Genomic DNA, 15,001 nt, shown 5'->3' with positions numbered 1-15,001 from the left:
CTATTTGGATACACAAATTAGTGCTAAATCCTCTCCAGAATCAGAGGCAGCAAACAAGCCGTCCAATGATCTTTCGATAGTCGTCGAGTCCAATAAATCGTTACCCTTAGAAAGAAGTCTATAAGGCAGGTCTGTCGGAGGGTTTTCCATAAGAGGGATTGTTTCGAGCAGATCTTTATCCGGAACAAGAACTGAGATTTGATATTCCTCAAATAAAACTTTGGCTACAGACAGGGGTTCAAGTTCGAAGCCGCCCAAAGGCAATACATAATCCACCTGTTGATCTAGACATAATTTAAGCACCTCGTGTGCAAAAGTAGGAAGAAGACCTTTCGGAATTCTGGCGTATTTATCGGACTTTAAAAGCAATCCGGGGATTTCTTCTGAACTTGCAAATAATACTTCGAAATCAGCGCCAAGCTTTTTTGCTATACGCATCGCCAAAGGCCTAGTCCCGAAAGTTATGAGTATTTTTTTCATTAAAACCTATTTATAATCCCAATATTTCAGGATGTTGTGGATCTGTTAAACGACTACACCATCACGCATATGAATCGTTCGATCCGAAATTCGAGCAAGCTCTTCATTGTGCGTAACGATAATAAATGTCTGCTGAAATTTATCTCTAAGATCAAAAAACAATTGATGTAAAGCGGCTGCATTTTCAGAGTCGAGATTACCGGAAGGTTCATCTGCCAAAATGATAGAAGGATCATTGATCAGCGCACGAGCCACAGAAACACGTTGCTGTTCACCTCCAGACATTTCAGCAGGCTTATGGTCAATACGATGAGAAACCCCCAATAACTCCAACAATTTCTTCGCCTTTTCTTCCGCCTCAAATCTTCCCTTTCCGTGAATAAAAGCAGGAATACATACATTTTCTAAAGCAGTGAATTCAGGCAGCAAATGGTGAAATTGAAATACAAAACCGATATGTTCGTTGCGAAAAGCACTTAACTTTTTAGCACTCAATTTTTGGACATCAACACCATTGATCAAAACCGATCCCTGATCGGGTTTATCTAAGGTACCGATGATGTGCAGCAACGTGCTTTTTCCAGCCCCCGATGCACCTACAATACTAACGATTTCGCCCTTTTCAACAGCGATATCAACACCTTTCAAAATCGGTAATGACCCATAAGCTTTGTGAATTCCTTTGGCATGTAACATCATAAGACAAAGATAAATAAATTTACGATACAACGCGTTTGAATAAATAAGCTGTTATTTCTCAATTCCAGCCATTTTATTTTGTCTAAATGTCAAAAAATAGATAAAAGAGCAATTTATCACTTGTCTTATCCCCCAAAAAATTATATTTTTACGCCAAATATTTTTGCAAATGAACATTCACGAATATCAAGGAAAACAAATACTAAAGAGCTTTGGTGTGCGCGTACAGGAAGGTATCGTAGCCGATACTCCAGAGCAAGCTGTGGAAGCGGCCAAAAAAATGAAAGAAGACTACAACTCTGATTGGGTTGTTGTCAAAGCTCAAATTCACGCTGGTGGCCGTGGTAAAGGTGGTGGTGTCAAGTTAGCTAAGAACTTAGATGAAGTCAAACAAAGAGCAACTGACATCATTGGTATGCAATTAGTAACGCCTCAAACTGGACCTGAAGGTAAAAAAGTAAACAAAGTTTTGGTAGCTCAAGACGTTTACTATCCAGGCGAGAGCGAAACAAAAGAATTCTACATGTCCGTATTATTGGACCGTGCTAAAGGACGTAACATCGTTATGTACTCTACAGAAGGTGGTATGGATATCGAAGAAGTTGCAGAAAAAACACCGCACTTGATTTTCAAAGAAGAAATCGATCCAAAAGTAGGCTTACAAGGATTCCAAGCACGTAAAATTGCTTTCAATCTTGGTCTTTCTGGTGCTGCCCACAAAGAAATGGTAAAATTTGTTGCTGCCCTTTACAAAGCATACGATTCTACAGACTCTTCCATGTTTGAGATCAATCCTGTATTGAAAACTTCTGACGACAAGATTTTAGCCGTTGATGCTAAAGTAAATCTTGATGAGAACGCTTTATACCGCCATGCAGATTACGCAGCTATGCGCGACGTAACTGAGGAGGATCCAACAGAAGTGGAAGCTGGTGAATCAAACCTAAACTACGTTAAATTAGATGGTAACGTAGGTTGTATGGTAAATGGTGCTGGCTTGGCAATGGCTACCATGGATATCATTAAAATAGCTGGCGGTGAACCTGCCAACTTCTTAGATGTAGGTGGTACGGCAAATGCTGAAACTGTGAAAGCTGGTTTCAATATCATCTTAAAAGACCCTAATGTAAAAGCGATCTTAATTAATATCTTCGGTGGTATTGTTCGTTGTGACCGCGTAGCTCAAGGTGTAATTGATGCGTATAGCGAAATTGGCAACATTCCAGTTCCTATTATTGTTCGCCTTCAAGGTACTAATGCTGAAGAAGCGAAAAAATTAATTGATGAATCCGGTTTACAAGTCTATTCTGCAATCTTATTGAAAGAAGCTGCTGAATTAGTAACGAAAGTATTGAAAGGATAATTCCTTGAATCATCATAACAAAAAGCGCGAATTACAAATAATTCGCGCTTTTTGTTATTACACCTCATCTTATGAAGCCCCTCTTATCAAAGTTATGTCTCCTATAGAAATAGGACATATTTCACTCCCTAATCTTGCAATTTCCACCTGTCTTGATTTCTATAAAATATTTGCCCCATGACCTAGAATGCCCCGTCGTGAATTGAATTAAATCAACATTTATAGCCAATAAACCAACAGAATAGCGTATTTTTGTATTGCTTTTTTAACAAAGCATCTTTTACAAGTCAATCTCCAAAAATTAAGATGGAACACACAAGAATAAAGGAACTATTGAATGCCACAGAATTTGGCAAAGAGGTCGTTGTTAAAGGTTGGGTTAGAACTTTCCGTAACAATCAGTTTATAGCAATCAATGACGGTTCGTCAATCAATAATATTCAAGCAGTTGTCGATTTTGAAAATACACCTGAGGATATCTTAAAACGTATCACCACTGGAGCAGCAGTTCGCGTAAAAGGTCAGTTGATAGCATCACTGGGTAAAGGTCAAAAAGTTGAGGTTAAAGCTACTGAAGTAAGCATTATTGGTGATTCTGATCCTGAGAAGTATCCCTTACAGCCTAAAAAACATAGCTTAGAATTCTTACGTGAAATTGCGCATTTACGGTTCCGTACCGGTACTTTCAATGCTGTATTTAAAGTTCGTAATGCTTTGGCATTTGCTGTACATAAGTTTTTTCAGGAAAACGATTTTGTCTACATGCACACACCGATCATCACAGGTTCAGATGCGGAAGGTGCAGGAGAAATGTTCCAAGTTACGACACTGGATTTAAAAAATCCTCCACGCAAAGAAAACGGAGATATCGATTTCAAGGAAGACTTCTTTGGAAAATCGACGAACCTTACGGTATCGGGCCAATTGGAAGGTGAGCTTGGTGCCATGGCATTTGGAAACATCTATACATTCGGTCCGACATTTAGAGCTGAAAACTCCAATACAACACGTCACTTAGCCGAATTTTGGATGATCGAACCCGAAATGGCTTTCTATGAATTAGAGGACAATATGGACTTGGCCGAAGCTTTGCTGAAATATGTGATTAAATATGCATTGGAAACCTGCCCAGAAGAAATTGAGTTCTTAACCAATCGTTTGTTGGAGGAAGAGAAATCTAAGCCTGCTGCAGAACGCTCAGAATTAAATCTTATTGAGAAATTAAACTTCGTATTAACAAACGATTTTGAACGCGTTACGTATACCGATGCTGTTGAAATATTAAAGCGTAGCAAACCAAACCAGAAGAAACAATTCAAATATTTAATTGATGATTGGGGTGCTGATTTACAATCGGAACACGAACGCTATTTGGTTGAAAAACACTTCAAGAAACCTGTTATCTTAACAGACTATCCACGCGAAATCAAGTCCTTCTATATGAAGCAAAATGAGCCGGATGCGCAAGGAAGAAACACCGTCCGTGCCATGGATATTCTTTTCCCAGGTATTGGTGAAATGGTCGGTGGTTCGCAGCGTGAAGAAAATCTTGATCGTTTACTTAATCGTATGGCTGAAGTCGGTATTCCCGCAGAAGAAATGGAGTGGTTCTTGGATACACGCCGTTTTGGATCGGTACCGCATTCTGGATTTGGCGTAGGTTTTGAACGCCTCGTTTTATTCACGACAGGAATGACCAATATCCGCGACGTCATTCCATTCCCACGTACGCCGAAAAACGCAGAATTTTAATATAAAGAACAACAGCCAAAACAAAATATTTTGGCTGTTGTTCTTTTAGATATAGCGTATCTGAATGCAGCTAATAACCATCGCTCTATCGACATCCTACAACAGGGACTAAGATTTAACCTAATTCGGGTACTTAACAAAAATAGAAAATGCTAATTAAGATATATAACGACAATCCCAACCCCAAGGCAATAGAACAGGCGGTTGATATTCTTCGACGTGGTGGTGTAATCATCTACCCTACCGATACCGTATATGGTATTGGCTGTGATATCACGCAACAAAAAGCCATAGAACGCGTATGTGAAATAAGAGGACTAAAGCCTGAAAAAGCAAATCTATCATTTATATGCTATGATTTAACAGATATTTCGCAATACACAAAATCCTTCGATACCTCCGTTTTCCGTGTATTAAAAAAAGCCTTACCCGGACCTTTTACTTTTATTTTTAATGCAACAACTAAAGTACCTAAGCTCCTAAGTTCCAAAAAGAAGACTGTGGGTATCCGTGTTCCAGACAATAATATTGTTCGTGAAATTGTCAAACAATTAGGCAACCCTATTGTGACAGCCTCCATTCACGATGAAGATGAAATTATTGAATATTCTACTGATCCTGAATTAATTCACGAGAAATATGAAGATCTAGTTGATGCTGTTATAGATGGCGGCTATGGCGATAATGTCGCATCTACCGTGATCGATGTTACCGAAGGGACTTTTGATGTGATTCGTGAAGGAAAAGGTGATTTAGAGCAATTCCTATAAAAAACAACCTGCAATAAAAACTCCCCTTACTAACCTATTTGCAAAATCCCCGACAGCAGCATTGTTGGTAATTTGTGCAAAAAATGCTCCCATCAACATACTTATCAACAAAACAAGCTACTTATTAACATAAGAAATGTTAATAAGCAGCTTATCAACATAGAGGCATTAACATAAAATGTGCATAACTAGTCATTTATCAACACACAATTGTTAATAACACAACCCGAAAGAATTCAAAAAAGTAACAAAATGTGTAAAACTATGGGGTTATACACATAAAAATGTGTATAAGATAACATTCATCGACAAATTCGTTAAATATCGTGTTTATAAATAAACTATATTAACAGATCTCTGTGGAAAGTTAAGATCGATACTCCACCCGCCTTTTTATCGCTATGTTGAAAAGTTCAAATCCGCGCTTCGTTTCTGTCAGTAGTTTTCCCAGAAAAGGAACCAACAATCCAGAAAATAATTCGCCTTGGACAAATCTAACTTGTGAAGCTCCCACTTGTTCTAACCTAAAATAATGCTCGCCATCAAAAATACCTGGAAAGAATAAATCTCCTTTCCAGCGCAGTTCGCTATGCTGTTCAATAGACAGGAATTTTGGATTCATTTTGATCTTGAATCCGTTTGGTTGTTGTAAAAGCACTTTGCAGCGTTTTCCGACTACCGGTTGCTTTTCAAACTGTTTGATTGTTGGGCTCCACTGGGAATAAGCCTTAAATTCACTTAATACCTGCCAAACCTCTTCTATTGTTGCTTCAATGAGAATACTCGTTTCAATCTTTTTCATTTTGTTCTTTTTATCGCTGAAACGACAAAATAGCTCAAGCTTCTTCACCTGTCTTCAAATAACGATAAAGCGTATGTGATGCTATTCGAGTTTCGTCTTAATATCAATTATTACAGCTGCAAACAAACTATTCCAAGCTTATTATGAGCCGTATAAATACACAAAATTTTGCTTACGTGTTTCATTAAGCAAGCTGTTCGTAAACAGCTACAGGACAAAACTAGAAAAAGACAGGCAGTTCGCTCTTGACTTTTATCAAGAACTTATTTTCGTTCGAATACGACTCAAGGTTTCTGGGCTCATACCCAACACGGAGGCGATATATTGAAGAGGAACTTGATTGAATAATGATTTATGCTGTTCAAAGTATTGGACATATCTTTCTTCCGCTGTTAGACAAATAAAATCCGAGATTCGCTGCTCCATGGTACAAAAGCATTTTGCTAAAAAAGCCTTCTCAAATTTATTCCATTCCACAATTTCGGATTCCATTCGCTGGTAATCGGACTTTGACAAACGGTATACCGTACAATCGCTAATACATTGGAAATTCCATATGGAAGCCCTGTCAAAGATGAAAGAAGCAAGATCTGTCACAAAATGATTTCTTGTACCTATCCATTGTGTAAACTCTCCTTTTTTTGACCAAGCATACTGACGGATCAATCCGGATTCTATCACAAACAGATTGGAAGAATAATCCCCTGCCTTGATAAGATATTCGCCTCGTTTTAATTCAATACGCTCGAAGTTTGAGAAAAGTTTTAAGGCACTAGCCTCAGAAATAGGAAAAAAATCTTGAAAGAGTTGATCTAACATGAAGGGAGGTTTTATAAAATCACGACTTCTTCAATAATCACGTGACCTACATATTCATTTACCCTTCCTAGAATTTGTCTTCGCATAAGCGCCAATTCATTCTTAATAACAGCGGACTCTACACGTACGAACAGTTTTTTATCACGAACATATAGCTGCTGTGTGCGATTAGCGATAGCTTTACCGATCAATTGAGGCCAAACGGAAGCTATCGATGTTTCGTCAAATTTCCTGCGCAGTTTATAAGCCTCAAGAAGACGTTCAACTCCCTCCTTTATCGTTATATCATCGCTTGACCGAATAAATTCCAGGCTTTTCTTAGCTTGCTTCTTATACATTGACTTGTCCTCCTACAATATCAAATATACGAACAGGACGGTTGATTTCCTCAAATATTCGCTCAATTCTTTTTGAATCTGTATCGGTTAGGAAAATCTGTCCAAAATCATCTTCAGAAACCATTTGCATCAATTTGTGTGTTCTACGATCATCTAGTTTATCGAAAATATCATCCAAAAGAAGCAGAGGTTTAAAACCCTTTTTATGTTGCAAATAAGAATATTGAGCAAGTTTTAGCGCAATTAGAAAAGATTTCTGTTGCCCTTGAGAACCAAATTTTTTCAAAGGCATTCCACCGTGAATTGTAAATATCAGATCATCCTTATGTATGCCCTGGGTGGTACGCTCTAACACACGGTCACGCTCCAAGTTCTTTTCTAAGATATGTAAAAAAGAATCAGTCATTAAAGGTGATTCATAGTGTAATTGTACCGACTCCGCGTCGTCAGTGAGAAACTGATAATGTCGGTCAAATTCGGGCTGAAATTCTTCCATGAAACAACTTCTCTTTTGGAAAATAATATTTCCTACTTCCTCAAGTTGAAAATTGAGAATTTCAATTAGTCCAAGATCAAGTACACTCGTTTGACGCGCTTGTTTGAGAAGGCTATTTCGCTGCGCCAGGAGCTTATTATAGACAATTAACGTATCCAAATATTTATTATCAGTTTGTGAGATAACATTATCCACAAACTTCCTTCGTTCCTCGCTTCCGTCTGTGACGATGATGCTATCGTTTGGCGAAATCATGACCAAAGGAAACAAACCGATATGATCAGCCAATCTAGGATAATCTTTCTTGTTTTTTTTAAACTGCTTTTTTTGATTTTTTTTTAAGCTACAAGATATAAAATCACTGGATGATTCCTTATCAAATTCTCCCTGTACCATAAACCAGTCGTTGCCCGATTTGATGTGCTGTGAATCGATCGGATTAAAATAACTTTTACAAAGGGATAAATAATGAATCGCATCTAAAAGATTAGTTTTTCCAACCCCATTATCACCTGTAAATGCATTTACCTCAGGAAGAAATTCCAAAGATGATTCCGAATAATTTTTGAAATTTAGAACAGAAAGTTGCTTGAGCCACATGGCACAAAGATACGCTATTTGGATTGCTAAAAATTATTTAATTTCCTCAAAATCGACAAACTCACCAGCTGTTTCCGTCCCCTTACGTTCGACACCTTCTTTTGGCGGGATGTAATCTACATGCACCTTACCTTCTGGCTGCGATCTTTTAGCTTGCTCTTGTCGTTGGCCGTTAAATTCATAATAAAAGGTTCCGCCTTGCCCTTGGCTATTATATGCTCCCCCCTGTTGCTGCGCTTTTTTCATTAACTTTTCAGCTGCTTTGCGCATCGCAAAAGGTAAAAATAATTTAAATAAGAATCTTACTACAAAGTAAACAGCGAATGCAATAAGTATAAATTTTAAAAATGCCATAGTTAATTCGTTGTTATTTTATCAAATTTAACCAATAACTCGGAAAATTGATGTCTTTAAAATGTCAGATAAGAATTTATTAACACATTTTAAGACTTTCCTAATTTCTCTTTCGTTTCCATAATAATCCGGTAAAGTTCTTCTTGACGCTGTGTGCCCAAAACATAAGTAAGGCCATTTTTATCTGTCAGAAAAACAGCATTTTTGCCGCCAGCAAAGAATTTAATTCTACCTTTTGTATGAAGATTGTAAACTGGATTATTGAAAAAGAAAGTGCTATATGGCGCCTTTTCTATCTTTGTGATAGAAGCAAGATCTATTTTGACCACTCGGGTAGACCAAAGCCCGCTAATAAGAATATGATCTTGAAACACCTCCGTACGGAATAACACCATATACATCATTACGATAGATGTGATGATAATACCTACCCCGACAATAAAAAACAATTGACTGGAAATCAAATGATCCAAATTTAGATAAAATGCAGTAAAGCAAAAAAGTACAAGCACCAAACGCACGCTTATCCAAACACGGTCACGACCTAAATATTGATTTTCCGAATAGAGTACACCTTCTTTCATTTATTTAAGATTTAGCTGTCAATTGGGAGACTCAATACCATTGTTTTCGTATATTTAAACTTATCAATAGCATCGCTTTGCTTCTATGGATTCACCATCCACACGATACTGTATTAGATCATAGAAACACATTGTACTCTCTCCAAAAACAGAGTTTTTTGTCATAATCAGCGTCAGCATTTTTCGCTAATCCGTTCTGCAAACTAAAGTAAGGACTTTTTTTGTATTGGAGGTAATTTTATAACGATTGTCTATCCGATAATTTGCTACCCAAAGAATATCTCCGTTTCCGTTCACCACTATAGGAATATTTTCTTTTTCAAATAAACTGATCTTTTTATTGATAAAAAAATCGCTCAGCTTCTTACGCCCTTCCATACCTAAAGGATAAAAGCTATCGCCAACTTTCCACGATCGAATCGTGAGAGGAAAGACCAATAGGTCATAATCCAGTTTCGCAACCTCTGTCGCGTTGATAATAGTTACATCTGTAGAAACCTCAGCATGAAAACAATACTGCTTCCACTCCACGGTCGAAGTTTCAGAGGTAATCAAAACCTCATCAGCAGAAATAAATTCCTTCTCTCGAATAAAAAGTTCATTTCTGTCCAAGAGCATATGGTAGCAATCAGATTGAAAAATACGCCCCGACTCTCTTACCCACGCCTGTTGGAGATCACATAATATCGCCTTTGAGAAATTAAAGGGCGAAAATAGCTCATAGAGCAGTGGAAGATTATCAAGATAAGGCTCTAAATCTTCTTTCCGAACCTCCCACCCTTCGCCAGTAGGATGAAAGAGCTTTCTCCGAATAGGCTCTACGAATTGCTGCAGCAGCTGATAAGACTCCTTAAAATGATTAATATTCTGTTCAAAGACCATTTCGAAATCTGGCTGAAGCTTTTGAAAATGCGGAATGATATCAATCCGTATTTTATTTCGGGCATATTTTGTTGAAAAATTGGATTGATCATCCCGATAAGCAATACCGTACATATTAACAAAATGCTCAATGTCGCTGGCCTTTAGAAAAAGTAAGGGTCGAATGATGCGCTCCCGGAGAGGGAGAATACCTTGAAGTCCCTGAAGACCAGTTCCGCGACAGAGGTTTAATAGTACCGTTTCGATATGATCATTCAGATGATGAGCAACTGCAATTCGATCGAACCCCATTTCATGTCGCAATTTCTCAAACCAGGCGTAACGAAGTTCACGGGCAGCCATTTGAATCGAAATCTGTCGCTCCTTCGCATAGGCTTTTGTATCAAAATGCCGCACAAATATCGGAACATTATTTTCCATTGCGAACTTTCTAACCAATGCTTCGTCTTCATCAGAATCCGTCCCCCTCAATTTAAAATTACAATGTGCAATAGCAAGGGTATAACCCGCTTTTACAAATAGATGTGCCATGAGCATTGAATCCTTTCCTCCACTCACTGTAAGCAATACCTTATGATGGGGCATTAATAAATGCTCCTTTTCAATATAGCCCTTTAGTCTTTCCAGCACATTCATAGAACAAAGTTAAGGTATATTTTATGTCAAAGATAAATTCAAGTCTTAAAATTTGTGAAATCCAGTAAAGTAGCAATTAAAATCCATATTTTTGCCCATGTGAAACAATACATTTATACACTTATTGTATTTATTTTAACTGGCTTGTCGGTACAAGCACAGAAACAGGATGAGCTAAAGCTTCTTTCATCATCCCATATTATTACTGGAAAAGATGGCAATATCCTGTTTTACCGTCCAGTCTATGAACATGTAGGCTCAACGCTATCCTCAGATAGTGGCTATTTGCATAAAGACAACATTGGCCGACAATTTTTTGAAGCCTTTGGGAATGTTATCATCACTCAACCCGACGGTACCCAAATATTTTCCAATAAATTACACTATGAAGCTGCCATGCAACTCGCTACACTTACGGGAGCAGTGCGCATGGTCAGCACCAACGGCTCCATACTGACGACCGACCACCTTGTCTATAATATGCGGAGTAAAATCGGTAATTATTACAGTGGTGGGCGTATTCTTTCAGGAAGTGATACGATTACCAGCCAGCGGGCTACTTACTTCGAAAATACAGGCGAGTCCTATTTCAACCAAAAAGTTGTGGTTCGATCAACCAATGTAAAAGTCTACACGGACTCCATGAAATACAATGGCAATACACGTATTACCGAATTCTATGGCCCTACTAATATCAAAGGGAATAAGGGGGAAAACTTATATACTGAAAAAGGCCGATATCACATGGCAACAGGCCAAGCCTATTTTTCTAAAAATAATCTCTACACCGAAGGAACAAAGTTTCTCAAGGGAGATAGTCTATTCTACGATAGGCAGGTGGGAATAGGTAAAGCCGTAAAAAACGTGGTCTTTGTTGACACATTAGACAAATTTTACGCCTACGGCGGATTTGGCTTGTACAATGGGAGGAACGAATCCATCACCATGACAGATAAGCCGTTGATCATTTCGGTTGTCAAAAAAGATTCAACACAAAAAGATTCTGTATCTTTGTCTCCTGCTCCACAAAAACCAGGGCAAGAGCTCAAAAAAGAAACTAAAGAGTTAAAGGAAATTGAGAAAGATCGACAGAAAGATAACCTCAAATCAAATAAGACCGCATCAGAAGGAATTGTCGAAGAAAAGGATCGTTCGGGTAAAAACACAAACAGCGGCAAAAAAGAACAGTTACAGTCTAACGCACAAGTAGATTCAGTTTTTATGACGGCCGATACACTGTTCTCGCAAATGATATTCCGCAAAGATTATGTAGCTAAAGATTTCAAATTGGATCGTGAAGGTGGAGCTATTGAAGACGATAATGAGGTCGATTATGGCGAAAAAGATTCAACATCAGCACAGATTGACTCTATCGATGCTTTAAAAACCGTTGCAGATAGTCTTCAAAAAGACCTCGATAGTCTGCATAAAAAAGACAACAGGAAACCCGTAGTAGAAAAAAACACAAACAAAGTACGCGATAACCTGACGAATAAAAAGCCGGTTGTTCCGAAAAAAACACCAATTATCGTTGGTGATCAGAACAAAATAGAAATTGAAAAAAACCTAAAGGCTGATAGTGTATTACGCAAAAAAGCGATTATCCCAAAGGGTGGAGAATCCGATAAACTCATGGGAGCTGCACTAAAAAATGCACAAGAAGGAAAAAGCGATTCCCTTGCACAGGACACAGCAAAAACGAGGATTATCAAAGCCTACTATAATGCGCGACTGTTTAAATCTGATTTGCAGGCCGTAGCCGATTCCATGTATTATGGTATGCAAGATTCCATGTTCAGACTTATGGGAAAACCAATGATGTGGGCCGAAAACTCACAAATCTCAGGAGATACCATCTTCCTACAAGTAAAGAATCAGAAATTAGACAATTCACTACTCGTAGGGAATGCTTTTATGGTTAATGCAACGAGTGACTCTCTCAAATTTAATCAGATAAAAGGCCGAAAAATCACAAGTTTTTTCACCAATAACCGCATGGAACGCCTTTTCGTTGATGGTAATGCGGAAAACATATTCTACAATATTGATGAGAAGACCAATGTAACCACAGAGCTTGTCCATGACCGCAGCAGTCGTTTCAAGATCTTGATGGAAGACAATAAGTTGAAGGAATATGTGTCCATCCGTAAAGTAGAAGGCAAGGTCTATCCTATTGCTGAAGTCACTGCCGATAAGGAATTCCTTCCGAATTTCACTTGGCGACCTGAAGACCGGCCTAAGTCAAAAGACGATTTATTAAATCGAAAAAGAGATCTTTCAAAAGCTTCATTTACGGTTCCTACTGCACCGGAAGGTGAGGAATCAGGGACAATGAAGTCTATAAAAAAAGGGGATAAAACTACTACCAATCAAAAGGATACTGCAAAAAAAGCAGATTCGAACGAGAGTGGCGAGAAAGGGAAAGATTTAAATCCTACATCCGAAAATAATAAAACGAACACTGCAAAGTCAACAGTCAAACCGGTTGAAACGACAGACAAAACGAACGGAGCGCAACCAAATGTAAAAACTGCAGCCGACAAAGCAACTGCAAAGTCCGGCTCAACAACTAATAAACCGGCGATGACACCGGCGCAAGATAGTACACAGACAAAGGTAAAAGCTAAATAACCGCCACTACCAGGTCGCACAAAAAAGCAGCGCAAAACAAATTGTTTTGCGCTGCTTTTTTGATTCAAGACTATCTGCTGCTCCTCTTAGATGCGCTCATTCATTAAATTAAATCAATAAAAATTTCTATTTATAATTAATTCAAACGAGATCGTTATTATAACTTACTTCGTTTTTAAATAAGCAGCAAGTTTACCCACAGCAATCGCACGATGGCTTATGCTGTTTTTCTCCTCGGCAGTCATCTCCGCAAAAGTTTTGTCATAGCCATTAGGGATAAAGATAGGATCATAACCAAAACCATCAACACCTCTACGGTCCGCACTAATTTTACCTTCAATACTTCCCTCAAAAAAGTGCTGCTGCTCATTCAAATATAAGGAAATAACCGTTTTGAATCTCGCCGAGCGGTTAGGGTTATTACCCAATTTCTCCAAGACAAGATCGATGTTCTTTTCCATATCCCTTGACCCAGAATAGCGGGCTGAATAAACTCCCGGTTCACCGTTTAATGCATCGATCTCCAATCCAGAATCATCACCAAAGCAGTAAAGACCATATTTATTCACTAAATAATCTGTTTTCTGTTGTGCATTTTCCTGAAATGTTACGCCTGTTTCTGGAATATCATCCTGACAGTCAATATCGTTTAAACTCTTAATGACAAAAGCATTTCCCACAATTGCTTGGACTTCTTCCAATTTATGGGTATTATTGGTGGCAAACACAAGTTCTAGCATTTTCTATTTATTTTGATATCCCATCAAAAATATGCAATCTTATCCACATTAACATTCCCACACCTATATTTAAGAAAAGACCACTCCACCCAATCTATTGATAAGGAATAGGCAGTTTATACGCTTTTTAGCCATAAAATACACATATCCGATTGATACAATGAAAAAATGGTGTAAATGGATTAGTCTACATCAGGTCTATCCTAAAAAAGATGGTATTCTATCCAATATTAAAATCCAAAAAAGATTTTTACCAATCCCACTAAATCTAGTATACCCCAGTATCAGCATGAGGTATTTAAGAAAAGTTAAGAGCCAATAAAGGTCTTAAATTCGTTCCAGAATAGTTTCTTTTTATTCACATCGGCAAACATCTCCTCAAAGCTGAAGGTATTGAAAACTGTAGCAATACGACCCTTCATATAAGAATTATGGGCAATAAAAGGCAATTTTAAGGATGCCGGCTCCACACCCAACAATATAATCTTAGTGGGCTGAAAAAACTGCATAATGCGCTTAAAATCATTCGGATTATGGGGATTGGCCAAATTGAGTACCGCAACGGTCTCTTTGGTCAGTTTCAAGGCACCAATTGTCTTCTCAAAGGCATCGAGGGCTGCTGGCGAGAAGTAAGGATAATGCTCATAACGTAAAATAAAGAGTATACCTTGTTCTTTACTTCCCTGATAGATAAACTCACCCCCCAACACTTCAAGATCGTTAACCACATCCTGCCGCCCATTATCAGACCCCATACCCTTAACTGCTTCCTCGGCATCTAATCCTACTGCCAGATACGAGGTGTCCCTCGCCGCTGAAGAGTTGAGCTCAGCAGATAATATAGGAGTACTATTCCCCTCAGGAATAGGATGAATAGACACATCCTTTTGAAAATCAAAACCATTTGCAAAGATTGTTTCATCCATTAACACCTGAAGCGCTACCGGATTATCTGTTGTAAGATTGCTCATCAAGAAAAGATATATAAGAAAGTAAAGATAAACAAGAAAAGGGAAAAGAAAAAGGAGCGATAAATCGCTCCTTTCTGTATATCG

At 38.2% G+C, this 15,001-nt stretch carries 15 protein-coding genes; 4 read left to right on the top strand and 11 right to left on the bottom strand.

The genetic code is table 11. From position 1 onward, the window contains the following. Positions 1 to 480, bottom strand: coding sequence for a hypothetical protein (locus B3139_RS02430; protein ID WP_293879588.1), 480 nt, complete (start codon positions 478 to 480; stop codon positions 1 to 3). A gap of 45 nt (positions 481 to 525) precedes the next feature. After that, positions 526 to 1,176 carry an ABC transporter ATP-binding protein gene (locus tag B3139_RS02425; protein WP_209578760.1) on the bottom strand — a complete coding sequence of 217 codons (651 nt, stop codon included), beginning with the start codon at positions 1,174 to 1,176 and terminating at the stop codon, positions 526 to 528. A 172-nt stretch (positions 1,177 to 1,348) separates the two neighbouring features. On the opposite strand from B3139_RS02425, the gene sucC reads away from it, so the two are divergent. The 3 genes from sucC (at position 1,349) to B3139_RS02410 (ending at position 5,064) form a co-directional block, all read left to right on the top strand. After that, the gene (gene sucC, locus B3139_RS02420) at positions 1,349 to 2,542 is read left to right on the top strand and encodes an ADP-forming succinate--CoA ligase subunit beta (protein WP_209578613.1); all 1,194 of its coding nucleotides are present in this window, start codon (positions 1,349 to 1,351) and stop codon (positions 2,540 to 2,542) included. 306 nt (positions 2,543 to 2,848) lie between these two features. Then, positions 2,849 to 4,294, top strand: coding sequence for an asparagine--tRNA ligase (gene asnS / locus B3139_RS02415; protein ID WP_293879587.1), 1,446 nt, complete (start codon positions 2,849 to 2,851; stop codon positions 4,292 to 4,294). A gap of 149 nt (positions 4,295 to 4,443) precedes the next feature. Next, entirely contained in the window at positions 4,444 to 5,064 is a 621-nt protein-coding gene (locus tag B3139_RS02410; protein WP_293879586.1) for an L-threonylcarbamoyladenylate synthase, read from the top strand. A 367-nt stretch (positions 5,065 to 5,431) separates the two neighbouring features. Here the strand turns inward: B3139_RS02410 and B3139_RS02405 are convergent, their stop codons facing one another. From B3139_RS02405 to tilS, 7 genes are all read right to left on the bottom strand, one after another. Next, on the bottom strand, positions 5,432 to 5,866 hold the full coding sequence (locus tag B3139_RS02405) for an SRPBCC domain-containing protein (RefSeq protein ID WP_293879585.1): 435 nt from the start codon (positions 5,864 to 5,866) through the stop codon (positions 5,432 to 5,434). Between the two features lie 255 nt (positions 5,867 to 6,121). Then, positions 6,122 to 6,685, bottom strand: coding sequence for a Crp/Fnr family transcriptional regulator (locus tag B3139_RS02400; protein ID WP_293879584.1), 564 nt, complete (start codon positions 6,683 to 6,685; stop codon positions 6,122 to 6,124). Between the two features lie 11 nt (positions 6,686 to 6,696). After that, complete coding sequence (locus B3139_RS02395) at positions 6,697 to 7,023, bottom strand: DUF721 domain-containing protein (RefSeq protein WP_293879583.1); 327 nt, start codon at positions 7,021 to 7,023, stop codon at positions 6,697 to 6,699. Next, positions 7,016 to 8,119: a DNA replication/repair protein RecF gene (recF, locus tag B3139_RS02390; RefSeq protein ID WP_293879582.1), complete on the bottom strand. Its 1,104-nt coding sequence runs from the start codon at positions 8,117 to 8,119 to the stop codon at positions 7,016 to 7,018. The genes B3139_RS02395 and recF overlap by 8 nt, the downstream gene beginning before the upstream one ends. 33 nt (positions 8,120 to 8,152) lie before the next feature. Then, entirely contained in the window at positions 8,153 to 8,473 is a 321-nt protein-coding gene (locus B3139_RS02385) for a DUF4834 family protein (protein WP_209578618.1), read from the bottom strand. 89 nt (positions 8,474 to 8,562) lie between these two features. Continuing rightward, the gene (locus tag B3139_RS02380) at positions 8,563 to 9,057 is read right to left on the bottom strand and encodes a hypothetical protein (protein ID WP_209578619.1); all 495 of its coding nucleotides are present in this window, start codon (positions 9,055 to 9,057) and stop codon (positions 8,563 to 8,565) included. 186 nt (positions 9,058 to 9,243) lie between these two features. Then, complete coding sequence (gene tilS / locus B3139_RS02375) at positions 9,244 to 10,575, bottom strand: tRNA lysidine(34) synthetase TilS (RefSeq protein ID WP_293879581.1); 1,332 nt, start codon at positions 10,573 to 10,575, stop codon at positions 9,244 to 9,246. A gap of 99 nt (positions 10,576 to 10,674) precedes the next feature. On the opposite strand from tilS, the gene B3139_RS02370 reads away from it, so the two are divergent. Then, positions 10,675 to 13,206, top strand: a complete 2,532-nt coding sequence (locus B3139_RS02370) for an OstA-like protein (RefSeq protein ID WP_293879580.1) — start codon at positions 10,675 to 10,677, stop codon at positions 13,204 to 13,206. A gap of 164 nt (positions 13,207 to 13,370) precedes the next feature. Here B3139_RS02370 and rdgB read toward each other — a convergent pair whose 3' ends face one another. Next, the gene (gene rdgB, locus B3139_RS02365; protein ID WP_293879579.1) at positions 13,371 to 13,946 is read right to left on the bottom strand and encodes an RdgB/HAM1 family non-canonical purine NTP pyrophosphatase; all 576 of its coding nucleotides are present in this window, start codon (positions 13,944 to 13,946) and stop codon (positions 13,371 to 13,373) included. A 308-nt stretch (positions 13,947 to 14,254) separates the two neighbouring features. After that, positions 14,255 to 14,917 (bottom strand): hypothetical protein, encoded by a 663-nt coding sequence (locus tag B3139_RS02360; RefSeq protein ID WP_293879578.1) that lies wholly within the window; start codon positions 14,915 to 14,917, stop codon positions 14,255 to 14,257. Positions 14,918 to 15,001 lie beyond the last annotated feature (84 nt).

Origin of the sequence: Sphingobacterium sp. UBA1498 (genome assembly GCF_002325125.1) — a bacterium.
GTDB lineage: Bacteria > Bacteroidota > Bacteroidia > Sphingobacteriales > Sphingobacteriaceae > Sphingobacterium.
Note: the sequence above shows the minus strand (reverse complement) of the source record. Positions and strands in the feature narration are given on the sequence as shown.

Bases quoted from the DNA above. Each gene is read 5' to 3' on its own strand.
- B3139_RS02425 (WP_209578760.1), bottom strand. From the start codon at position 1,176: ATGTTACATGCCAAAGGAATTCACAAAGCTTATGGGTCATTACCGATT.
- B3139_RS02410 (WP_293879586.1), top strand. From the start codon at position 4,444: ATGCTAATTAAGATATATAACGACAATCCCAACCCCAAGGCAATAGAA.
- B3139_RS02400 (WP_293879584.1), bottom strand. From the start codon at position 6,685: ATGTTAGATCAACTCTTTCAAGATTTTTTTCCTATTTCTGAGGCTAGT.
- B3139_RS02360 (WP_293879578.1), bottom strand. From the start codon at position 14,917: ATGAGCAATCTTACAACAGATAATCCGGTAGCGCTTCAGGTGTTAATG.
- asnS (WP_293879587.1), top strand. From the start codon at position 2,849: ATGGAACACACAAGAATAAAGGAACTATTGAATGCCACAGAATTTGGC.
- recF (WP_293879582.1), bottom strand. From the start codon at position 8,119: ATGTGGCTCAAGCAACTTTCTGTTCTAAATTTCAAAAATTATTCGGAA.
- sucC (WP_209578613.1), top strand. From the start codon at position 1,349: ATGAACATTCACGAATATCAAGGAAAACAAATACTAAAGAGCTTTGGT.
- B3139_RS02405 (WP_293879585.1), bottom strand. From the start codon at position 5,866: ATGAAAAAGATTGAAACGAGTATTCTCATTGAAGCAACAATAGAAGAG.
- B3139_RS02430 (WP_293879588.1), bottom strand. From the start codon at position 480: ATGAAAAAAATACTCATAACTTTCGGGACTAGGCCTTTGGCGATGCGT.
- tilS (WP_293879581.1), bottom strand. From the start codon at position 10,575: ATGAATGTGCTGGAAAGACTAAAGGGCTATATTGAAAAGGAGCATTTA.
- rdgB (WP_293879579.1), bottom strand. From the start codon at position 13,946: ATGCTAGAACTTGTGTTTGCCACCAATAATACCCATAAATTGGAAGAA.
- B3139_RS02380 (WP_209578619.1), bottom strand. From the start codon at position 9,057: ATGAAAGAAGGTGTACTCTATTCGGAAAATCAATATTTAGGTCGTGAC.
- B3139_RS02385 (WP_209578618.1), bottom strand. From the start codon at position 8,473: ATGGCATTTTTAAAATTTATACTTATTGCATTCGCTGTTTACTTTGTA.
- B3139_RS02395 (WP_293879583.1), bottom strand. From the start codon at position 7,023: ATGTATAAGAAGCAAGCTAAGAAAAGCCTGGAATTTATTCGGTCAAGC.